General features: G+C 70.8%; 20 protein-coding genes. 11 read left to right on the forward strand and 9 right to left on the reverse strand.

Annotation, left to right across the window (positions count from 1 at the left end; translation table 11 throughout):
- Positions 1 to 26 precede the first annotated feature (26 nt).
- Positions 27 to 563, forward strand: coding sequence for a MarR family winged helix-turn-helix transcriptional regulator (locus ACP4J3_RS28380; RefSeq protein WP_426538896.1), 537 nt, complete (start codon positions 27 to 29; stop codon positions 561 to 563).
- Positions 564 to 767: 204 nt separating this feature from the next.
- A complete protein-coding gene (locus ACP4J3_RS28385) occupies positions 768 to 1,505 on the forward strand; it encodes a hypothetical protein (RefSeq protein WP_426538897.1) in 738 nt (245 codons plus the stop codon).
- On the opposite strand, the gene ACP4J3_RS28390 is transcribed toward ACP4J3_RS28385, so the two are convergent.
- Together ACP4J3_RS28390 and ACP4J3_RS28395 are read right to left on the reverse strand one after the other, a co-directional pair.
- Positions 1,506 to 2,249 carry a DUF4142 domain-containing protein gene (locus ACP4J3_RS28390; RefSeq protein WP_426538898.1) on the reverse strand — a complete coding sequence of 248 codons (744 nt, stop codon included), beginning with the start codon at positions 2,247 to 2,249 and terminating at the stop codon, positions 1,506 to 1,508.
- Positions 2,250 to 2,296: 47 nt separating this feature from the next.
- Complete coding sequence (locus ACP4J3_RS28395; protein WP_426538973.1) at positions 2,297 to 3,976, reverse strand: chloride channel protein; 1,680 nt, start codon at positions 3,974 to 3,976, stop codon at positions 2,297 to 2,299.
- Positions 3,977 to 4,364: 388 nt separating this feature from the next.
- On the opposite strand from ACP4J3_RS28395, the gene ACP4J3_RS28400 reads away from it, so the two are divergent.
- The 4 genes from ACP4J3_RS28400 to ACP4J3_RS28415 all read left to right on the forward strand — a co-directional run bounded on the left by ACP4J3_RS28400 (position 4,365) and on the right by ACP4J3_RS28415 (position 9,650).
- On the forward strand, positions 4,365 to 5,093 hold the full coding sequence (locus tag ACP4J3_RS28400; RefSeq protein ID WP_426538899.1) for an AfsR/SARP family transcriptional regulator: 729 nt from the start codon (positions 4,365 to 4,367) through the stop codon (positions 5,091 to 5,093).
- 137 nt (positions 5,094 to 5,230) lie between these two features.
- Positions 5,231 to 8,137, forward strand: coding sequence for a polyketide synthase (locus tag ACP4J3_RS28405; RefSeq protein WP_426538900.1), 2,907 nt, complete (start codon positions 5,231 to 5,233; stop codon positions 8,135 to 8,137).
- Positions 8,134 to 9,312 (forward strand): L-prolyl-[peptidyl-carrier protein] dehydrogenase, encoded by a 1,179-nt coding sequence (redW, locus tag ACP4J3_RS28410; RefSeq protein ID WP_426538901.1) that lies wholly within the window; start codon positions 8,134 to 8,136, stop codon positions 9,310 to 9,312. Before ACP4J3_RS28405 ends, redW begins: the two co-directional genes overlap by 4 nt.
- 26 nt (positions 9,313 to 9,338) lie before the next feature.
- The gene (locus tag ACP4J3_RS28415) at positions 9,339 to 9,650 is read left to right on the forward strand and encodes a RedY protein (protein ID WP_426538902.1); all 312 of its coding nucleotides are present in this window, start codon (positions 9,339 to 9,341) and stop codon (positions 9,648 to 9,650) included.
- A 56-nt stretch (positions 9,651 to 9,706) separates the two neighbouring features.
- Here the strand turns inward: ACP4J3_RS28415 and ACP4J3_RS28420 are convergent, their stop codons facing one another.
- The 7 genes from ACP4J3_RS28420 to ACP4J3_RS28450 all read right to left on the reverse strand — a co-directional run bounded on the left by ACP4J3_RS28420 (position 9,707) and on the right by ACP4J3_RS28450 (position 15,738).
- Positions 9,707 to 10,330, reverse strand: a complete 624-nt coding sequence (locus ACP4J3_RS28420; RefSeq protein ID WP_426538903.1) for a DNA-binding response regulator — start codon at positions 10,328 to 10,330, stop codon at positions 9,707 to 9,709.
- Between the two features lie 451 nt (positions 10,331 to 10,781).
- A complete protein-coding gene (locus tag ACP4J3_RS28425; RefSeq protein WP_426538904.1) occupies positions 10,782 to 12,032 on the reverse strand; it encodes a RedV protein in 1,251 nt (416 codons plus the stop codon).
- Between the two features lie 13 nt (positions 12,033 to 12,045).
- Entirely contained in the window at positions 12,046 to 12,834 is a 789-nt protein-coding gene (locus tag ACP4J3_RS28430; protein ID WP_426538905.1) for a 4'-phosphopantetheinyl transferase family protein, read from the reverse strand.
- Between the two features lies 1 nt (position 12,835).
- The gene (locus ACP4J3_RS28435) at positions 12,836 to 13,732 is read right to left on the reverse strand and encodes a DUF6206 family protein (protein ID WP_426538906.1); all 897 of its coding nucleotides are present in this window, start codon (positions 13,730 to 13,732) and stop codon (positions 12,836 to 12,838) included.
- Positions 13,733 to 13,739: 7 nt separating this feature from the next.
- Entirely contained in the window at positions 13,740 to 14,183 is a 444-nt protein-coding gene (locus ACP4J3_RS28440; RefSeq protein ID WP_426538907.1) for a DUF6041 domain-containing protein, read from the reverse strand.
- A gap of 77 nt (positions 14,184 to 14,260) precedes the next feature.
- The gene (locus ACP4J3_RS28445) at positions 14,261 to 15,493 is read right to left on the reverse strand and encodes a beta-ketoacyl-[acyl-carrier-protein] synthase family protein (protein ID WP_426538908.1); all 1,233 of its coding nucleotides are present in this window, start codon (positions 15,491 to 15,493) and stop codon (positions 14,261 to 14,263) included.
- Positions 15,490 to 15,738 carry an acyl carrier protein gene (locus ACP4J3_RS28450; RefSeq protein ID WP_426538909.1) on the reverse strand — a complete coding sequence of 83 codons (249 nt, stop codon included), beginning with the start codon at positions 15,736 to 15,738 and terminating at the stop codon, positions 15,490 to 15,492. Before ACP4J3_RS28450 ends, ACP4J3_RS28445 begins: the two co-directional genes overlap by 4 nt.
- 325 nt (positions 15,739 to 16,063) lie before the next feature.
- Between ACP4J3_RS28450 and ACP4J3_RS28455 the strand changes: the two genes are divergently transcribed.
- From ACP4J3_RS28455 to ACP4J3_RS28475, 5 genes are read left to right on the forward strand one after another with little or no spacing between them, the layout of a single operon-like run.
- The gene (locus tag ACP4J3_RS28455) at positions 16,064 to 17,065 is read left to right on the forward strand and encodes a beta-ketoacyl-ACP synthase III (protein WP_426538910.1); all 1,002 of its coding nucleotides are present in this window, start codon (positions 16,064 to 16,066) and stop codon (positions 17,063 to 17,065) included.
- Between the two features lie 51 nt (positions 17,066 to 17,116).
- Positions 17,117 to 17,365 (forward strand): acyl carrier protein, encoded by a 249-nt coding sequence (locus ACP4J3_RS28460; protein ID WP_426538909.1) that lies wholly within the window; start codon positions 17,117 to 17,119, stop codon positions 17,363 to 17,365.
- Positions 17,362 to 17,709, forward strand: a complete 348-nt coding sequence (locus tag ACP4J3_RS28465; RefSeq protein ID WP_426538911.1) for an acyl carrier protein — start codon at positions 17,362 to 17,364, stop codon at positions 17,707 to 17,709. The genes ACP4J3_RS28460 and ACP4J3_RS28465 overlap by 4 nt, the downstream gene beginning before the upstream one ends.
- Positions 17,706 to 19,595 (forward strand): aminotransferase class I/II-fold pyridoxal phosphate-dependent enzyme, encoded by a 1,890-nt coding sequence (locus ACP4J3_RS28470; RefSeq protein WP_426538912.1) that lies wholly within the window; start codon positions 17,706 to 17,708, stop codon positions 19,593 to 19,595. The genes ACP4J3_RS28465 and ACP4J3_RS28470 overlap by 4 nt, the downstream gene beginning before the upstream one ends.
- Before the next feature lie 22 nt (positions 19,596 to 19,617).
- Entirely contained in the window at positions 19,618 to 21,249 is a 1,632-nt protein-coding gene (locus ACP4J3_RS28475) for a D-alanine--poly(phosphoribitol) ligase (protein ID WP_426538913.1), read from the forward strand.
- Position 21,250: the final 1 nt, after the last annotated feature.

A 21,250-nucleotide genomic window follows, 5' to 3' on the forward strand; every position in this document is an offset into this window, starting at 1 on the left:
CGACTTCGGCACGATAGAAAGGACATATGCCGGAGCGTGAGACCCCCACGGGGGCGATGGACGATGTCGATGCGGTGACCCGCGCGGTGCTGACCGCGTCCCGGCTGCTGGTGGCGGTCTCGGCCCGCTCCCTCGCCGAGGTCGAGGAGGGGGTGACGCTCCCGCAGTTCCGGATGCTGGTGGTCCTGCACACCCGGGGTGCCACCAAGCTGGTCGCGCTCGCCGACCTGCTCCAGGTGGCGCCCTCCACCGCGATGCGGATGGTCGACCGGCTGATCGCGGCCGGACTCGCCGACCGGCATCTGAACCCCGGCAACCGCCGCGAGACCCTGCTGCAGCTCACCGACGAGGGGCGGCGTACGGTCGAGGACGTCACCGCCCGGCGCCGCACCGAGATCGCAGCGATCGTGGAGCGGCTCACCCCCACGCAGCGGCTGGCACTCATCGAGGCGCTGGCCGCCTTCAACGAGGCCGGGGGAGAGCCCCTGGCGCCGGCGCTGGACGACGCGCAGCCGCACCCCCTGGGCTGGGCCGTGGACGTCCCGGTGGCCCGTGACGCCTGAGCTGTGCCGGGGCCTCGCCGGACCCGGGCCGAACTTCTCGGTCCGCCGCTCGTTTTGCATAATGCAAGGGAATCGCGAAGGGGCGGCTCCTTGCCTGATGTCGGCAACGCGGACCGCGTGGGTGTGTCCGCCCGAGGGCAATGCGCACCGTGCGCTCGGTGCACCAGGATGACGGACGCGGAAGGACGCGGGAAGGGAAGACGCATGCGGCGAAGACGTCAGCCCGTGTCCGCGCCGGAGGCGCACCTGATGGGGCATCTGCGCAGCACGGTGTGGGGACCGGCCGAGTTCGTCGGCCTGCCGCCCTGGTGGCTGACCGCGGAGGGGCTCCTGGCCGGGTGCGTGGCAGCGGGCGCGATCGTCGGTGCCGCCCTCGCCGGGGCCTGGTACGGGGTTCCCGGGCTGGCGGACGGTGAGGGCGGCCTGGTGTGCGCCGGCGCGCTCGTGCTCTACCTCTGTGTGGTGCGCGCGGGGCGGGCGCTGATCGGCATCGTCGCCGTCCTCGGGATCTGCCTGGCGCTTCAGACGCCCCAGGCGGCCGTGGGCGTGGTGCTCGCGGAGCGGGGGCAGGTGGAGTCCGTGGTGGTGACCGCGGTCGAGGGCGGACCTGGAGCCGTCTCCAGTCGCGGCCGCTACCTGTGTGCGGTGGCCGACCAGGACGGGGTCCCCCTGAAGGTGCGCCTCTGGCGGGGCTGCGGGCAGGCCACCCGGCCCGGCGACGCGCTCGCGATGGTGTACGACCCGAAGGGTGCGGTGCCGCCGCGCGGTGTGGAGACCGGAGCGTCCCCGTCGCACCCGCTGCGCACGGTGGGCGGCTGGGCCGCGGCACTCGTCGCCGCCTGCACGGTCGCGGTCGTACGCTCCTTCCGGCTCGCCCACACCGCCTCGCACGGCCCTACGGCCTCGGGCGCGCCCGGTGACGACCCGGCCGCCGCCTCCTGATCATCCGGAACTCGGCGACGGGCCCGGGGAGGCCAGGCCGCCGTAGAAGTTCGGCAGGTCCGGGCGCGGAGTCAGCGCCACGACGGGGGCGCCGGGCTGGGGCACGGGCGGGGTCAGTTGCTCCCTGGGCAGCTTCGGCGGGGTGGTCTGCTGGAAGTTGGCCTGGTCGAAATTGACCAGTCCGGTCTTTTCCAGAACCGTGATGTGGTCCAGGACGACGTCGTTGGCCTGGTCGGCGAGCCGGCGCACCAGTGTGTTCTGTGTGGTGGCGCGGATCTTGCCGATGGTCGGAAAGATCTGGCCGTGCGTGACGCGCATGATGTTCACCGCAGTGGAGTCGAACTCCTTGCCGCTCTTCGCGTCCACGGTGGCGACGAACTGCTGTTGCTGCGGACTGGCCTGGTTGGGCAGGGTGATGTTCAGCTCGGCGGCGACCTTGCGGGAGCTGGCGTCGAGCAGGGCGTGCCCGACGACCAGGTGCTCGCCGGCCTCCTTCACCGCCTTCGTCGTCCCCTTTTCCATGGACAGCTCGCCCAGGGGGTACTCCCACAGCCCGGCGGAGCGCACCTTGACCACGAAGTCGCGATCCGCCTCGGTCAGCGGTCCGTAGGGGGTGTTGGCGATGATCCGGGCCGTGTTGTTCGAGGCGTTCTGCACGCCGGGCACGGACGGGTAGGCGAGGGCGGAGCAGGTGAGGACCAGCGCACCGCCCACGAAGACGGTGGTACGGATGCGCCGCTCCATCCGATCATTGCACTGGGTAAATTTTGCATCATGCCTTGTGCTCGACGTCACGCCGCCTCGTGCACCGCTCGCAGTGCGCTCTGGTGGCTGAGCCAGCCGACCGGCCTGCCGTGTGCGGGGTCGAGGACCGGTACCCCGGTGCCCGCCGCCGAGAGCAGGGTGTGCAGCGCCTGAGCGAGGGGCTGGTCGGTCGTGACCGGTGCGGGCGGTTCGGCGAGCTGCCCCACCACCGCGGGGACCGCGTCCGGCTGCTCCGCCAGCGCCTCGGCGACCGCCCGGGCGGTGACCACACCCACATAGCGCCCGGAGGCGTCGACCACGGGCAGCGCCCCGTATCCGGACAGGCTCAACCGGTCGGCCGCGTCCGCGAGTTCGGTCGCCGCGGGCAGTGGCGAGGGCAGGGGGTCCATGACGGAGCCGACCCGCTGGGAGCCGATCCGGGCGCCGGGGGCGGGGCCGTCGAGGTCGATGCCGCGGCGGCGCAGTTTCAGGGTGTAGACGGTGTCGCGGGTCAGCAGCTTGCTGACGGCGGCGGCCAGCACGATCGCCAGCATCAGCGGCAGGATGATCGAGTACTCGCCGGTCAGCTCGAAGAGGATCACCACGGCGGTGATCGGCGCGCGGGAGGCCCCGGCGAACACGGCACCCATGCCCACCAGCGCGTACGCCCCCACCGAACCGGCCGTGCCGGGCAGCAGGTGGTTCACGCCCGCGCCGTACGCCGCACCGAGCATCGCCCCGATGAACAGGCTGGGCGCGAACACCCCGCCCGAGCCGCCGATCCCGATGGTCAGGCTGGTGGCCAGCACCTTGCCGACGAGCAACAGCAGCAGGAAACCGGCCGCGTATCCGCCCTCGGTGGCCTTCTCCAGGACCGGGTAGCCGACGCCGTACATCTCCGGCAGCGCGAGCAGCACCAGGCCGAGCGCCAGGCCGCCGACCGCGGGGCGCAGCCACTCGGGGCCGCGCCAGGCCCAGTCGCAGACGTCCTCGACCAGATACAGCACCCGGGAAAAGCCGACGCCGACCACCGCGGCGATCACACCGAGCAGGGCGAACAGGCCGTACTGCGTGAAGTGCGCGACATGGAAGGCGGGCAGGGCCAGGAAGGCGACGTCGCCGAAGGCGGCCCGGCCGATCACGCTCGCGGTGACGCCGGCCAGGACGGTCGCCCCGAACGCCTCCGCGGAGAAGGTGCCCAGGATCAGCTCCATGGCGAAGAACACCCCGGCCAGCGGCGCGTTGAAGGTCGCGGCGATGCCGCCCGCCGCGCCGCACGCGACCAGCAGCTTCATCCGCCCCTCGGCCGCCCTCGTCACTCGCCCCAGCGTGGCGCCGAGGGCGGCGCCGATCTGCACGATCGGCCCCTCGCGGCCCACCGAGCCGCCCGAGCCGATGGTGAGGGCGGAGGCGAGCGTCTTGACCACCGCGACCTTCGGGCTGATCCGGCCGCCGCGCTGGGCGACGGCCAGCATCACCTCCGGCACCCCGTGGCCGCGCGCCTCCTTGGCGAAGCGGTGCACCAGCGGCCCGTACAGCAGACCGCCGACCACCGGGGCGAGCAGCACGAAGTACGGGCCCAGCCAAGGCACATGGGGATTGCCCGCGCCGGGCGAGGCCGCGTAGTCGGTGTGGCCGGAGAAGAAGCGCGTGAAGGTCGTGATGCACCAGCGGAAGACGACCGAACCGGCCCCTGCCCCGGCGCCGACCACCACGGCGAGCGCCATCACGCCCCAGGGCGCGGACCTGCTCCGCTTGCTGCCGGCGACCGTCCGAGTGCTGTCCATTCCTTCCCCTTCCGTACTTTTGCATTATGCAAAACGTGTCAGGGGGGTCGCCACGCGGGGTGTCCTCAGGGCGGTGTCTCAACGAATGGTGGAGGCGGCCGTGTGGTGCGGGTCAACCTATTGTGGAGTGCAGAAATACATCAATGGATTGATGACAGGAGTCAATCCTGGCTGAAAAACTCGAGCCAGAGTTGAGCGGATCACTGGTTCTTGCGATTTCATTTTGCGTCAAACTCGGGGGAGCGACTTGCACATCAATCTACTGGGCCCGGTTTCCGTTGTCGTAGACGGGCAGATACGGGCCATTCGAGCCAACAAGGTGCGGGCCATGCTCGCCACCCTTGCGCTCGAGGCGGGGCGAGCGGTGTCCAATGAAGACCTCGTGGATGAACTGTGGTCCGGGCATGCCATCGGCAATGCCCGAAACGCCTTGCAGGCGACCGCGACCCGACTGCGCAGGGCGATCGAGCCCGGCTTGTGCCGGCGGGGCAGCTCTGTGCTGCGCGGTGTGAACAACGGCTATCTCCTCGAGGTGGCACCGGAGTGCGTGGACGGCAACAGGTTCCTCGATCTGGCCGCCCAGGGGGCCGCGCACCTGCCGATGCGGCCCGAGCGCTCACTGGAGGTCCTGCAGTCGGCTCTCGATCTCTGGCGCGGTCCCGCCCTCCTCGACGCCGGCGACGGCCTGCGCGTGCGGGGTGCGGCGGCTCTCTTCGACGAACGCCGGCTGACCGCCTGCGAGGATCTGGTCGGCGCCCTGCTGTCGGTGGGCGACGAGGCACGCGCGATCGCGGAGCTGCGCCAGCTCGTCGCCCTCTACCCACTGCGGGAGCGACTCTGCGAACTACTCATGGTCGCCCTCTACCGCACGGGGCGTCAGGGGGAGGCGCTGGATCTCTTCCGGTGGGCAAGGCGGCGACTCGATGAGGAACTGGGGATCCAGCCCGGAGCGCCACTGCAGCGCCTCCATGCCGAGATCCTGGCCCAGGACCCGGCCCTGAGGCTGCCGGGCGCGGTCCTGCCGAGCCAGGGCGAACCCGCAGCGGTCAGCAGGTAGCGGACGGCTCGGAGCATGGGGTCGGGCCCGCCCTGATTTGTCCGTCCGACCCCCCGTGTTCTTCCCTTCCCGCCTTCGGTCCTTGCGGAATTTCGCCCGGGTGACGGGCCGGAACAACATGTAGGAGAGGCCGCATCATGCCGTCCGATTCGGAATTGCGCCGCGACGAGTGCGATTCCCTGAAGGAGCCCGTGGCGATCGTGGGGATCGCGGCTCTTTATCCCGGTGCTTCGGGGCCGGACCAGTACTGGGAACTGCTGAATCGGGAAATTCCGCTCGGCGCCGGGAGGACCCCTCCCGGTTCACTGGACGACCTGCACATCGATATTGCCCGATTCGGGATTCCGCCGGCTCAGGCGGGGGCCATGGCTCGGATGCAGATTCTCATGCTGGAAGCGGCGCGCCAGTGCCTGTCGGACGCCGGACATCCCGGACGGGCCCTGCCGACGGACCGTACCGATGTCATCACCGGCACCTGCTTCGGCCTGGACCGCCAGCACGCCAACGCACTGCGGATCGAAGCCGCCCGCTACGCCCATGAGGTCGAGCTGGCGGCGGTGGCGGAGGGTGTCGACGAGGCAGCGGCGCGGGCCGCCGCCCGGGAACTGCGGTCGCTGGTGGCACGGCACGCGGGCGCCTCTCCGCACGACCGGGTGGGAGAGATGGCGAGCACCATCCCCGCCCGGATCGCCACCGCGTTCAGGTTCCACGGCCGAACGCTCGCGGTCGAGTCGGCGGACGCGACATCGTTCGTGGCCCTCGACAACGCGGTGCGCAACCTCCGCCGCGAGGTGTCCGACGCGGTCCTCGTGGTCGCGGGGCAGCGGTGGGAGAGCCCCTTCGTCACCAGGGCCCTGCAGGCCAAAGGACTCATGGGGCCGATGAGCGGGGGCAGCACCGGGCACGACTCCGGCCGGGTCGGTGAGGGCGTCGGCGCGCTGTTGCTCAAGCGGCTCTCCCGCGCCGTCCGGGACGGCGACCGGATCTACGCCGCGATCCTCGACTCCTCCGTACGCCATGACTCTCGTCCTGGCGCCTTCCGCTCCTCACGGTCCGCCGAGTTGCGCCGCTCACTCGCCCAGTCGTCTCTGCGCGCTGCCGGGGTGCGGCCCGGGTCGGTGACGTATGTGGAATGCGTGGGCTCGGCCGTCGCCGCCGAGGCCGAGGCGGAGCTGGCGGCGCTGGCCGGGATTCACGGGGGTGCCGCTCCGGCGTCCGTGGCCGTGGGCAGTGTGCGGGAGCGGCTCGGGAACACCTTCGCCAACGCCGGTGTCGCCGCCGTCACCAAGGTCGCTCTGGCCCTGCAGCACCGGCGGATTCCTCCCCAGCGTGCACTGGGCGGTGCCACTGAGAGCGATTCCCTGGGCGGCGGCACCCCGCTGCGACTGCCGCCTCGGAGCGAGGAGTGGCGTGCGAGCGCCGACGCGACTCCGCGCCTGGCCGCGGTGCTCGGGGCCTCGTTCACCGGGACTGTCTGCCATCTCGTCGTCCAGGAGCACGCGGCGGACGGGGCCGGCGACGTCGACGAGCCGAAGGGGTCGGCCGGACGCCGTACTTCGTCCACGCCGGGCCGGGCTCAGGGAACCGTGGGCAGGACCGCGGCCGTGCCGGGCCCGGAACCGATCGCGGTGGTGGGTGTCGCAGGCCGCTTCGCGGGCGCCGCCGATGCCGAGGGCTTCTGGCGGGTCGTCAGCTCCGGCGAGACCCGCATCGGCCCCGTCCCGGAGTCCGTGCTCGACCGGGATCTGTACTACGAGCCGGGGGCACTCAGTCTCACCCACAGCTACACCGACCAGGGCGGTCATGTGCCGGTGCCGCAGGAACCTTCCGGCGATGTGCGGATCATCCCGTTGCGCCACGCGGCCATGGACGACACTCAGAGCCTTGCGCTCGCAGTGGCCGCCGAGTTGTTCCGGGGACGGGCCGCGCAGCCGGGTGGGGATCCGGGTGCGCGCGGTGCGGCGGGACGGCTCGCGGGCAGGGGACTCGTCGCGATCGGCACCAACCTGGGCCTGACGCGCGAGCGCCGTACCCATGCGCAGATGTCCCTGCAGTCCTGGGACGAGGCGGTCGGACGACTCGCCGGCCTTGACAGCCTGTCGTCACTGCAGAAGAAGGCCCTGCTGGCAGCGGTGCGCGAGAGGATGCCGGGGGCGCCGGAGCAGGCGATGTCACCGGCTCTCCTCGACGGCTGCCTGGCGAGTGGCGTGGCGGCACTGCTGGCCAACGAGTACCGGCTCGACGCCGTGCCGCTCGGCGTCGAGGCCGCGTGTGCCTCGTCCCTCGCGGCGCTGGACCTCTGCGTCGGTGCTCTTCGGCAGGGGACGGCGGACTTCGCCGTGACGGGTGGTGTCGAGCTGGCCTGCAACGCCCGGGACATGGTGCTCTGTTCGGCGCTCGGGTTGTTGTCGCACAGCACGAACGCACCCTTCGACCGGGCAGCCGACGGTTTCAGCCCGGGCGACGGCTGCGGCATGTTCCTGCTCAAGCGATACGGCGACGCCCGCCGCGACGGTGATGAAGTCCTAGGAGTCATCAGAGGCATCGGTGCGTCCAACGACGCCAAGTCCCTCATCGCCCCGGACGTGGAGGGCCAGCTACTGGCCATGCGACGGGCCTTCGCGGAGGTGGACTTCGGGCCGTCCGCGGTCGACTACCTGGAGGCCCACGGCACCGGAACCAAGGTCGGGGACCGTGTGGAGATCGCGGCCGCGGCACGGATGTACGGCAGCGAACAGCGTTCCCGGCCCCTGGAGATAGGTTCGGCCAAGTCGTTCTTCGGGCACACGTTCGCGGCCGCCGGCAGTGCCGGGCTGCTGCGCACGCTGCTCGCCATGCGGGCCGGGACACTGCCCCCCAACGCCAACCTGCGGACGCTGAATCCGGCCCTCGACCTCGACGCCGTCCCGGCCGTCGTCCCGACCGAGCCCGCACCGTGGAACTGCCGGCCCGGGCAGCCGAGGCGCGCGGCCGTGAGTTCCTTCGGCACGGGCGGCATCAACTACCACGTACTCATCGAAGAGCACCTGGACGGAGCGCGATGAACTTCGAACTCGACGCGGACAGCGAGGAGATGCGTGCCATGGTCGTCGCGTTCGCCCGGCGCGAGCTCGCCGCCCGAAAGGATGCGGCGCGCACCGTGTTCGACCCCGGTGACTTCCGCAGGCGCTGGCGGCTTGCGGGCGCACAGGGGCTCGTGGGCGGTGCGGTGCCCGTGGAGTACGGCGGCAGCGGTCTGGACGCGGTCACCTCCTCGGTGGTCATGGAGGCACTGGGCTACGGCACCGAGGACACCGGTTTCGCATTCTCCGTCGCCGCCCATCTGTTCGCCTCACTGATGCCCCTCGTCGAGTTCGGAACGGAGGAACAGAAGCGGGAGTGGCTGCCCGCGCTCTGCTCGGGCGAGCGGATCGCCGCGCACGCCATCACCGAACCCGAGGCCGGTTCCGACGCGCTGAACCTGCGCACCCGCGCGGAGCGCAAAGGCGACGAGTACGTGCTCCAGGGCAGCAAGTGCTTCACGACGAACGCACCCGTCGCCGACGTCTTCGTCGTGCAGGCGGCGACCGAGCCGAACGGAGGCTTCTTCGGGCTCACGGCGTTCATCGTCGAGGCCGGCACCCCGGGACTCGGCGTCGGTCCGGTCTACGACAAGGTCGGACTGCGCGGATCGCCCACGGCCGACGTCCACTTCGACGGCTGCGTCGTCCCGGCCCGCCAGATGCTCGGCGCCGAGGGCGCGGGGGCCAGTGTGTTCTCCGCGTCCATGAAGTGGGAGCGCGTCTGCCTGTTCGCGATATACCTGGGCGCGATGCGGCGCATCCTGGAGTCCACGATCGAATACGCCGGGGAGCGCGAACAGTTCGGTTCCCCCATCGGCGGCTTCCAGGCGGTCAGTCACCGGATCGTCGACATGACGCTGCGCCTGGAGTCCGCCCGGCTCCTGCTGTACAAGGCCGCCTGGCAACTGACGCGGGGCAGCCGGGACGAGATCGCACCGGCACTCGCGAAACTCGCGGTCAGCGAGGCCGCCGTACAACTGGGCCTGGATGCCGTCCAGGTGCGTGGCGGCCTGGGGATGGTCGAGGGAGAGGCCGAGGCCTTCCTCCGTGACGCCCTGCCCGCACGCGTCTTCTCGGGCACCAGCGAGATCCAGAAGAACAACGTCGCACGCGCGCTGGGTCTGGGGGACAACCGACGCCCGCGCCGTCGCCGTTGACGGCCGGTACCGGATGGAGGTTCACCTTGACGATCATCATTCACCGCATACGACTGCACGACGGCGTCGACGCCGAGCGCTTCGAGAAGTGGGTGCGGGAGGTCGACTACGCGACCTGCCCCGAGCTGCCCAGCGTCCTCGCCTTCGGTGTTCAGCGGGTGGTGGCCGTGTCGCCTCCCCTTCACTACTTCGAGATCATCGAGGTGACCAGTCGCGAGGAGTTCGAGCGTGACATGGAAAGCCCACAGTTTCAGCGGCTGGTCGAGGACTTCGGTCAAATGGCCAAAGTCCTCGACGAAGTGACGGGAGAGCGGATCGGCGACGGGTACCGGGCGTAGAAGTTTCACGCAGTGAGGTTGAAAGGGATACTGACTATTTTTCAGTCGATCTGGTCTCAGGTGGCCGGTTTTCGGCCAATGGCGGAGATGAGTCCCGACTCATAGGCGACGGCCACGGCCTGGGCGCGCGTGCCCACTCCGAGCTTCCTCAGTAAATGGTGAACGTGGGTCCGTACGGTCGCCGTGGAAACTGACATTTTCTCAGCTATCTCGGCATTCGACTTTCCTTGGGCGAGCAGCACAATCACTTCTGATTCCCGTGGTGTCAGGGTCGTCACCAGGCTCGCGGCAGGCGTCGAGCAGGCCTCGTCCGGTGGGTGGTACAGGAGGCTCGGCCTGGCCTCCTCGGGCATGACGATGGCCCCGCCGGCGCAGACCGTCCGCAGTACATGGATCAGCTCGTCGGCCGAGGTGCCCGGAGTCAGGACCGCCCGGACGCCGACGCGCAGGGCCTCGATGGAGCGCGGCGCGTTCTCCGCCTTCGCGATGAGGATCACCTTCGTACCGCTGGCCAGAGCGGCGAGTTCCTGCTTGTCCTCCACGGTCAGAGCAGGTGACACGATGACGAGGACGTCAGGCTGCTGCTCCTTGGCGGCTGCCGCGGATTCGGCGCCGGTCGCGTTGCCGACCACCGTGATGTCGGGTTGCTGGTCGAGCAGTGCTCGCATACCGGCGCCCATGATTGCGTCCTCGCAGCAAATGAGTACGCGAATGATCACCGACTGCCTCCCATGAGGTGGGACCGCGCGGGTGCATGGGTGGTTCACCCGTCATGGCCAGGGATGTGACGTTGGCCGGAGGTGCCCTTATCGGGCGATGGCAGGGTGGACCGTCCGGGTGGGCCGGCAGGCGGATTTCGGTCGTGCTCGCTTGCGGTGGTGCAAAGTGCGTGCCTCCCCCGAGAGGGCGCCGAAGCGCTCTTCCGACACTCATTGCTGCCTAAGGCGACTGATTGGTGGTCAGTTTTTCGCCGCCCATATAGTAATTCGTATAAGCGCACTTTGAGGCTAGCACGTAACGCGGCAGTAGCAGGGGACTTGGGGAGACGCTGAACATCCACATACCGCTTGCCAGGCGCTGGTGAATGGCCGGTGGTTTAGCTTTGGCCGACAGCCACGTATCCGGAGAGCGTCATACGAGCCGCTGCACGCGGGACGCCGTGAGCCGGCGGGACGGCGGGAACTCCGTGACCGCACGTCCCAGTCTGCTCACGAAGAACGCCCGCCCGGACAGGCCGAGCCGTTGCTCCAACTCGGCCCGGACATCGTCGTGCTGGAGAATGACGCTCACGGGGTGCAGGACCAGTCCGGCGCGGGTCGCACCGAGCCAGTAGTCGGCCAGAACGGCGCCGCCGCGGACGACGGACCCGGCGCCGGGCGCCTCGTCGTCGAGACACAGGGCAACGGCGGCTGGAGAGCGCCGCACCATGGCGGCGAGTTGACGAGCGAGGATCCGGTGGTAACCCACGTGCCGCAGGATCCGCATGGTCGCGGGCGCCAGGGCGATCCGCATGCCGAACCGACGCGGCCAAGACAGTGGTCCGAAGAGCTGACCGAGGGTGAAGCCGTCACCGCTGCTCTCGGCGTCGGCGTCGTCGCGGCGTATGAACGAGTGCGTCTCCCGCCAGGCGGCGCGGTGGCTGAAGTCGCGCCCGCCGTGCCGAGAGACCAGGCCGGCGACCGCGGCGCGCTCGGCATCGGCCACCACATGGCGCACGGTGACCTCCGAGTCGCCCGGTGCCGCCCGGAACAACGACAGCGCCGACCGTGACGTCGACAGTCCCGCGAGCACGGCGGGGTCGATCCTGCCGGGCCGGTAGGGGCCCCGGTTGGTGTGCCGGGCGCGCACGGTGTCGCGCAGCTCGGCGAGGTCACTCGAGGGGGTGTGCGCGGGTGACAGGCGGACGACGCACAGCGGCACCCAGGCACTCGGCCAACGGCCGCCGAAGATCCGGCCGGGGTCGTCGTCCTTCGGCCCGTGGGCCGCTGGGGTCGGGGCGACGAAGTGGACCCGGTCGGCCCGCCAGCCCTGGGCGGCCAGGGCCCGCAACAGGATCTCTCCGTACGCACCGCAGCTCACCAGCATCTCGACCCGGTGCGAGGCCAGCGCGGTGAGCTGCCGTTCGTGGTCCAGGGCGAGGACCAGGTATTCGACCTCGTCCTGTGTGGCGCCGTAGTCGGCCCCGTTCTGCTCGGCAGTCTCCGCGAGCAGTGCCGCCGCGCTGTGCCGGGCGGCCGCGCCGGTCGCCCAACCCACGCCCCAGGGCTGGCAGTTGTGCGAGGACGGGCTGTAGGCGGCGATCCCGGCCGCCACCTGGAGCGCGTCCTGGAATGCCACGCCCCGGTTCGCGGGAGTGGACTGGGAGGGGGATGTCGATGTCACTGCCGCTGAGCTCCTATCGCCACACCAACGCCACGGAGTAGCCGTCGACTTCACGTGCCCAACTGTCGAACCGCGTCCCGTCGCCCTCGGACACATGACGCCTCAGGCCCGGCCCGGCACGCCACGAGAAGCGGCCGTCGGGATGCCAGCCGGTCAACTCGACCTCTTGCGGGTCGACGCGCAGTCCGAAGCCGAAGTGCTTCAGCACCGCCTCCTTGCACGCCCAGCGCAAGGACAGCGGCATGGCCCGCACGCCGGCGGACTCCGCGTCCGTCGGCGCACCGGGCGGATGAGTGAGCAGCTTCGTGAGCATCGGGGGCATGCGCCGGGTGCGCTCGATGTCGATGCCGACGGCGCGCGGTCCGCACGCGGCGACGGCGAAGTCCGCCGAGTGGGACAGCCCGACCTCGACCGGGAGGTCGACCCACGGTCTGCCGGCCCGCAGACCGTCGGTGACGGCGCTGATGTGGACATCGCGTGTGGCGGTCCGCGCGTCGAAGTGCCGCCGCTGGTAGGCGCATACCCCGTGCTTGAGCGCCAGGCGTCCCGCCAGCCACTCCAAGCGCCGCTTGGGCAGGGCCAGTTGCCGCACCTGCAACGACTCGGCATCGCTGAGGTGCCGGGACGCGAGGGCCGTACGAGCGCGGTCGCCGATCGCGTGCAGCCATGCGATCGACACGACGGACAGGGTCAGGGGCCCGCGTACATGGCAGACGTACAAGGGCCGCTGCGGATCGAGAGTCAGGCGGTCGTCGAGCCCGGGCACCGTGACGCGGGCCGGCGGTGTGGTCACGGTGCTCACGTCAGCGGTCCACGGGCGGCGGCAGCAGGAACGGGTAGGGGCGGCGCAGGACGTTGAAGTGCCAGAAGCGGTCGGCTTTGCGCAGCCGCTGGATCAGCTCCCACATCCGGGCGTCACCGCGGTAGTAGGCGGCGACTTCCCCGGCCGTGATCGGCTCGGTGAGCCGGCCGTTGGCCTGATCCAGGAAAGCCGGGATCAGCGGGCCGAGCCGCTCCTTGTGGAGATTGCCGAGGAAGTCCAGGAGTACACCGCGCGTCCCGTAGAACTTGTCGAAGATCGACTTGCTCATCGACAGCCGGACGGCGTCGCGCAGCCCCCACGGCAGCGAGGTGAAGAAGAGCCGTACGTCGAGCTTCTCGCGGCCACGGTCGTCCCGCATCAGGGGGGTGGTGACGTCGAGATACACCAGCTCACCGCCGATGTCGAACCAGTTGGACGCCTGGGCGTCCAGTCCGAGCGTGGGGGACACGGCCCGGTCGACCTGGTCGAGGAAGCGGGAGAAGAAGTCCTTGGCCCATGTCTCGTCCTCGGTGTGCAGCAGCCGGGAGCACAGCCGCCGCTCCGGCAGCGCGCGCTGCACGCAGTACGCCACGACCCGTCCGTCCGGCCGGTGGGTGTGCCACAGCTCCGTGTCCGCGACGTTCAGGCCGCCGTCGGTGAGGCGTCGCAGGTACTCGTCCAGACCGTGCCGGTAGCGCTCGAAGCGCGCCCGGTCGGGGAAGACCGGGAGCCGTTTGCAGGCGTAGGCGCCATGGTCGGTCCGCAGCCGGAGCACCACGGTGACTTCGCCATGGCTCAGGACGTCCAGGGCGCTGTCGTCGGCGGTGCGCAGCGCCCCCTGGACCTGTGTCTCCAGGTGGGCGAGCTCGTCATGGGGAAGGGCGAAGGACATGGGCATCGGGCCTCTACGTATCGGTGTCTGTCCGGGTTCCCGGGACGAGATGTGAGGACGCGGCCGGTGCACGGCGGTGCACCACGATCAGATAGACGGCGGCGGCGAAGAACGCGGCGTCGAGCACAAGGATCTGGGGCACGCTGCTGACCAGGATGATCACGAAGAGGACCAGCATCAGCAACTGTCCGTAGAGCGCGGCGAGCACCAGTTCCCGGTTGCGGATCAGCACCAGGCCGCTGACGACCATCGCGGCCGCGACGAAGACGGTGACGCCCGTCGGGTACCCCGCGAGCCAGTCGGTGAAGTCCCCGATCACGGCGATGTCGTGGTTGGCGTCGGCGGCGTCGTCGAGACGCTGCTCCACCGACTCGATCTCCGGGAAGAACTTGCCGACGCCCGCGATGATGTAGAGGACGCCGACGACGCGCTGCAGAATCAGGATTCGTTTGGTCACCTGTCGGATTCTTCCGATGTCGTGGCCGACTGGCCGGGGCTTTTTCCGGACAAGATCCGTCGACCGCGCCCGGCCGCTCACGCGGCCGTGACGACCAGGACGGCGTTCTGGCCGCCGAAGCCGAACGAGTTGCTCACCGCCACCTCCACGCCGCGCCGGCGCGGGGACCCGGCGACCACGTCCAACTCGATGCCGGGATCCAGCCGTTGCATGTTGGCCGTCGGAGGAACGGTCCCGCGCTCGACGGTGAGCACGGTCAGCGCGGCCTCGATCGCACCGGCCGCCCCCAGCGTGTGACCGACGACGCCCTTGGCCGACGTCACGGCGGCGCCCTCGCCGAGTACCTTGCGCACCGCCCGTGCCTCCGCCGCGTCGTTCAGCGGCGTGGACGTGCCGTGGGCGTTGACGTGATCCACCTCGTCGGGCATGACGTCCGCCGCGGCCAGTGCCGTGCGCAGGGCCTGGACGACGCCGGCGCCCTCGGGGTCCGGGGCGGTCATGTGGTGGGCGTCGGCCGACGCCCCGTATCCGGCCAGTTTCGCGCGGACACGCGCTCCCCGGGCCCGTGCGTCCGCCTCCCGCTCCAGGACCAGCATGCCGCTGCCCTCGCCGATGACGAACCCGTCGCGGTCCACGTCGAACGGCCGGGAGGCCGCGGAGGGTTCGTCGAGCCGCCTCGACAGCGCCCCCATCTGGGCGAAGCCGGTCACCATGAGGGGACTTACGCCGGCTTCGCCGCCACCCGCGATCACGACGTCGCAACTGCCGTCGCGCAGCAACTGCAGCGCGGCGCCGATCGCGGTGGCCCCGGACGCGCAGGCCGTCGCCGTGACGAAGTTGGGGCCCGTAGCGCGCAGGTCCATGGCCAGGTGGCCGGCGACCATGTTGGGCACCAGCATCGGGATCAGCAGCGCGGACACCGCCTGGGGCCCCTGCTCCAGCATGCGCCGGTGCTGGGTCTCCCACGTCGCCACACCGCCCAGACCGCAGCCCACGACCACTGCGACGCGCGCACCGTCCCAGGTCTGCGGGTCCAGGCCGGAGTCGGCGACGGCCTCGCGCGCCGCGGCGATGGAGAGCTGGATGAACCGGTCGTGGGTCAGGGAACTGCGCCGCCCCACGTGCTCGCGCGGGGAGAAGCCCGGGACCGTGCAGGAGATGTCCACGGAAAGGCCGGCCAGCAGCGGGTTCCGGGCGGCGGCCGACCTGCCCGCGCACACCCCCTGCCAGGTGGCGTCGGCACCGATGCCGGCGGCGGTGACCAGACCGATCCCGGTGACGGCGGTGGCGGGTGGGGTGCGTGCGGTCATGACGAGGCCGTGGAGGTGGTGTGCCGTTCCAGCAGCTCGGCGACCTGGCCGATGGTGTCGCCGGGCGAGGCGGCGTCGTCGTCGATGGGCACGCCGAACTCCGACTGGATCACCAGGAGCAGTTCCACCAGGAACAGGGAGTCCATGTCGAGGTCCTCGAACGTGGTGTCCGGGCCGATCTCGGCGCGGTCCACCTCGAAGCGGTCGACGAGAAGGCCGACCAGCCTGCCGTACATCGCACTCATGGGATGCGCCCTACCTTTCCGGAGGCCGGTGTTCGCCGTACCGAGTCTGGGCCCCGGGGCTGACCGCCCGCTGACGGATGGCTTACGGCTCGCTGACCGGCCGGCACCTCGCCATCGGGGACCCAGGAGTCACGGACGGCCCCGGAACCGTGGTGACACGCCGCGTCAGTCATCGGTCAGTGCTCGGTAAGTCATCGGTCAGGCCACCGGGCAAGACTCGGCTCGGACAGCAGATGGGATCCGGAAGACGAGGAGCTCACGTGGTGACACGTCGTGCGGACAGGCCGGAGCCGGGCACCGTCGGCAACCCTTGCGGCGGACTCCGGTGAACCGGGCCGCGGTCATGGCCGGCGTCGGCAGCTGCCTGCCGGCCCGGGCCGTGTCCAACGACGAGCTGGCCACGCGGCTGGACACCTCCGACGCCTGGATACGGTCGCGGACCGGCATCGAACAGCGCTACTTCGCGGCGCCGGGCACGGCGACCTCGGACCTCGCCGTCGGGGCGGGCGCGAAGGCCCTCAAGTCCTCGGGCGAGCCCACCGTGGACGCCGTGATCGTGGCCACGACCACGCCGGACCGCCCCTGTCCGGCGACCGCTCCGGTCGTGGCCGCCCGCCTGGGCATGACGGGGACGGCCGCCTACGACGTGTCCGCCGTGTGCACGGGCTTCGTGTACGGGCTGGCGACCGCGGCGGGCCTGATCCTCGCGGAGGTGGCCGACCGGGTCCTGGTGATCGGGGCGGAGACCTTCTCGACCCTTCTCGACCCGGACGACCGGTCCACCTCCGTCATCTTCGGAGACGGAGCCGGCGCCGTGGTCCTGCGCTCCGGCACCGGCACCGAACCCGGCGCGCTCGGCCCCTTCGACCTGGGCAGCGACGGAGAGGGCGAGACCCTCATCACCGTGCCCGCGGGCGGCTCGCGGCAGCGCCTGTCCGGGGTGGCGCCGCACGCGGGCGAGACGTACTTCGCCATGTCGGGCAAGGACGTGTTCCGCCACGCGGTACGCCGTATGACCGGGTCGGCGAAGGCCGTGCTCGCCCGCGCGGGCTGGCACGCCGGGGACGTCGACCACCTGGTGAGCCATCAGGCCAACCTCCGGATCACCCACCACGTCGCGGAGGGGATCGGGCTGCCGAGGGAGCGGTGCTTCAACAACATCGCCGAGGTGGGGAACACCGCGGCCGCGTCCATCCCCCTCGCGCTCGACCAGGCGCACGCCCGGGGGGTGCTGCAGCCGGCGCAGCGGGTGCTGCTCACCGCGTTCGGCGGCGGGCTGACCTGGGGATCGGCGGTGTTGACCTGGCCGCAGTTGGACCGGTCCTGACCGACGGCAGCCCGCCGACGACCGAGAACGAGAGAGAGCAGGAGCTCAGCCATGAGTGCGATGTACGGCAGGCTGGTCGGCCTTCTCGTCGACCGTTTCGAGGTGGACCGCGCCGAGATCGGCCCGGACACCACGTTCGAGGACCTCGACATGGACTCCCTGTTCCTGGTGGAACTGCTCCTGGTGATCCAGTCGGAGTTCGGCGTGCCCATCGACGACGACGCCGCCTCGCCCGGCGACACCATCGGCCAGGTCGCCGAGCTGCTGGAACGGCACACCACCTCCACGGCCTCGTCATGACCGCACGCACCCCACCCGCCACCGCCGCCGTCGACCCGTGGCAACCCGGCCAAGGGCTGCCGGACACACAGCCGAGGACGACCATGAGCACCCAGCAGTCAATCATCGACCACATCGCCGAGGTCTGGCTCGACGGCGACGCCGACGGGCTCGACGCGCAGGTCCCCCTCGCCGAACTCAACATCATCGACTCGGCGGAGATCTTCTCTCTCGTGCACTACCTGCAGGACCGCTTCCGGATCACCGTTCCGCTGCGGGAGGTCTCCCCGGCGAACTTCCGGACCGTCGACGCGATCGCGTCACTCGTCGAACGGCTCCAGCGCGAGGGGGAGGGTGTCCGATGACGAACGCCACGGGGGACACCCGGCACGGCGGAGCCGTCCACCGGCAGATCGTGGACATCGTCGCCTCCCGCACGCTGTACGACGAGTCCTACCTCCTGCCCGACAGCCATTTCGAGGCGGATCTCGGGATCGACTCGGTGATCCTCGAGTCCATCCTTGCGTCGGTCAACGAGCACTTCACCCTGAGCCCACCGCTGGCCGCGGGGCCCACGACGATCCGAGAGCTCGTCGACGCCGTCGAGCAGGCGCTGGGCGGCGATGCCGGTCCCGCCGAACGCCGTGCCGACGCGGGCGGGAACGGCGACGCGGTGCTGGAGACGGTCGTCGCCGCGGCCCAACGGCACACCCAGTACCAGCGTCACCAACTGCCCGTCGACGCCGACTTCGAGAGCGAGCTCGGCATCGACTCCGTCGTCCTCGCCTCGATCGTCGCCGACGCCGCACGCGAACTCGGCCTCGCCGACGGCCTGGTGGACCCGAGCGGCGCGACGTCCCTGCGCGCACTCGCGGCCGGGCTGCGCTCCGCCCGCGAGAGCACCGGGCCCGCGGACCGGGCGCCGTCCGTCGACGTCGCCCCGCTCCCCGGGCCGGGGGCGGGCGACGGACCCGCCGAGGACGACCCCGAGTGGGACGGCCGCTCCATGAAGGACTTCGTGGAGGAGCGCAGCCGGGACCTGTTCGCCAAGGCCCGCAGCTTCGGCACGTACCTGCGGCGGCGCGAGGCCGAACAGCTCTACTGGTACGGGATGCCGCTGCGGTCCCGGTGCGGGAACCGGGCCGTCATCTTCGACGAACTCGTCGGCCGCGAACGCGAGTTCCTCATGTTCGCCTCCAACAACTACCTCGGTCTCGCCAACCACCCCAAGGTGATCGAGGCGGTCTGCGACGCCACCCGCACCTACGGAGCGACCCACACCGGCTCCCGCTTCATCGGTGGCACCAACGTTCTCCACAAGGAGCTGGAACGCCGGCTCGCGGCCTTCAAGCAGCGCCCGGCCTGCATCGTCTATCCCGGCGGCTACGCCGCCAACCTGGGTGCGATCTCCGCGCTCGTCAAGAGCTACGACACCCTCGTGGTCGACCGGCTCAACCACATGAGCATCGTCGACGGCGCCCGGCTCTCGGGCGGCATCCGCAAGATCTACCAGCACAACGACATGGCGGACCTGGAGCGGATCCTCAAGCGCGCCGACGACCGGTCCGGGGGCCGGCTGATCGTGGCCGACGGCGTGTTCAGCATGCACGGCGACATCTGCGACCTGCCCGAGATCGTCCGCCTGGCCAAGGAGTACGACGCCAGGATCATGATCGACGACGCCCACGCCACCGGCGTCCTGGGCGAGCGGGGCTCCGGCACGACCGAGCACTTCGGCCTCAAGGGCGAGGTCGACCTCGAACTCGGCACGATGAGCAAGACGCTGGCGGGCATGGGCGGCTTCGTCGTCGGCGAGGAGGAGGTCGTCGAGTACCTCCGCTTCTACTCGAACTCGTACGTGTTCGCCGCCAACATCCCGGCCGGAGTGGCCGCCGGACTGATCGCGTCGATCGACGTCATCGAGTCGGAGCCCGAGCGGATCACGCGCCTGTGGTCCAACATCCGCCTGCTGCACGGCCAGTTGGCCGACGCGGGCTTCGACCTGGAGAACACGCGGAGCGCCATCCTGCCCCTCGTCATCGGCGACGAGCGCAAGGCCATGGAGATGGGACGCGCGGTGCGGGCCCGCGGACTCTACTGCCAGACGGTGGTCTTCCCGGGAGTGCCGCTCGGCGACGCCCGACTGCGCGTCAGCGTCACCTCCGAGCACACGCGGGAGGACCTGGAGAACGCCGCGGGGATCTTCGTCGAGGCGGCCCGCGAGGTCGGTGTGCTGCCCTCGGCGGCGTGAGGCAAGGGTGACGGGAGCAGACATGACGCACACGACCAGCGAGTCCGACACCGCGTTGATCCGTTTGCCACGGTCCCTCTCACCGGAGCAGTCGGCCCGTCCCGCCCTCGTGGGGGAGCGGACGGTGACCTACGGCGAGCTGCAGGCGGGCGTCGCCTCGGTGGCCTCGGGGCTCCTCGGCATCGGTGCCGTGGTCGGCGACCGCGTGGCGATCTGGATGGACAAGCAGCCGCGCTACGCCGAGGCGATCCTCGGCGCGCTGCAGGCGGGTTGCGCCTACGTTCCCCTCGACGGCGGCCAGCCGGCGAGCCGGGTGCGCACCATCCTCGCCGACTGCGAACCGGTGGCCCTCTTCACCGACCGCCACCACTGCGGGCTGCTGGCCGGCCTCGAACTGCCGGGCTCGGTCAGGACGATCGTCGTGTCGGACGGCACGGCCGACCAACCACCGCACACCCTGCCCACGGCCGCCGGCACCCGGGCCTCGGTGGAGAACTGGGAGGGCTTCGCGGTCGGCGCCGCGCGGCACATCGTGTTCCTGCCCGCCGTGGACCGCGACGACCTCGCCTCGATCCTCTACACCTCCGGCTCGACAGGCACGCCCAAGGGCGTCCGCATCAGCTACCGCAACCTGGCGAACTTCATCCGGTGGGCGCGTGCCGAACTGCTCGTGGGACCGGACGACGTCTTCGCCAACCACGCCTCGTTCAACTTCGACCTGTCCACCTTCGACCTGTTCACCGCGCTGTCCGCCGGCGCTCGCGTCTGGATCGTCGCCGACGACCGGACGCGCGACACTGCCGCGCTCGCCGCGGGCATCCGCGAGCACGGCGTCACCGTGTGGTACTCCGTGCCGTCGGTGCTGCACCTGCTCACCGCGTCCGGAGCGCTCACGCCCGAGATCGCCCGCACCCTGCGCTACGTCCTGTTCGCCGGCGAGGTCTTCCCGATCCCACAACTTCGGGCGCTGGCCGAGCTGTTGCCCGCCGCGACGGAGCTGTACAACCTGTACGGCCCCACGGAGACCAACGTCTGCACCTACCACCGCGTCGGCCCCGAGGACCTGACCCGCGTCGAACCCGTGCCGATCGGCCGACCGGTCACCGGCGCCCGGGTGTTTGTCGTCGACGAGGACGGGCGAGTGCTCGACGGGGAGAACGCCTTCGGCGAGCTGGTCGTGGAAGGCGACTGCGTCACGCCCGGCTACTGGCGCCGGGAGACGGAGCCCGCGGCGGCGGATCACTGCAAGGGTCGCCACGCCACCGGTGACCTCGTCAGCTACGAAGGGGGCGAACTCGTCTACCGGGGCCGCAAGGACCGCATGGTCAAGCTCTCCGGCTACCGCGTCGAACTGGGAGAGATCGAAGCCGCCGTGCTCCGGCACCCGGACATCTCCTCCGCCGCCGTGGTCGTCGACACGCAGAGCGCGGACCGGCGCATCGCCCTCTACTACACGCTGCGGACCTCCGGCCGGGGGCCGGGCCTCATCGAGATCAAGCGGCACTGCGCGCGGTATCTGCCCCGCTACATGCTCCCGCAGACGGCGACCCGCCTGGACGCCCTGCCGCGCAACGCCAACGGCAAGACGGACTACCGCCGGCTGTGCGAGACCGCCGGCGCGGCCCGGCCTGCGCGGGCCCTGCCCGGAAAGTGAC

The organism is Streptomyces sp. UG1, from assembly GCF_049974585.1.
Classification (GTDB): Bacteria; Actinomycetota; Actinomycetes; order Streptomycetales; family Streptomycetaceae; genus Streptomyces.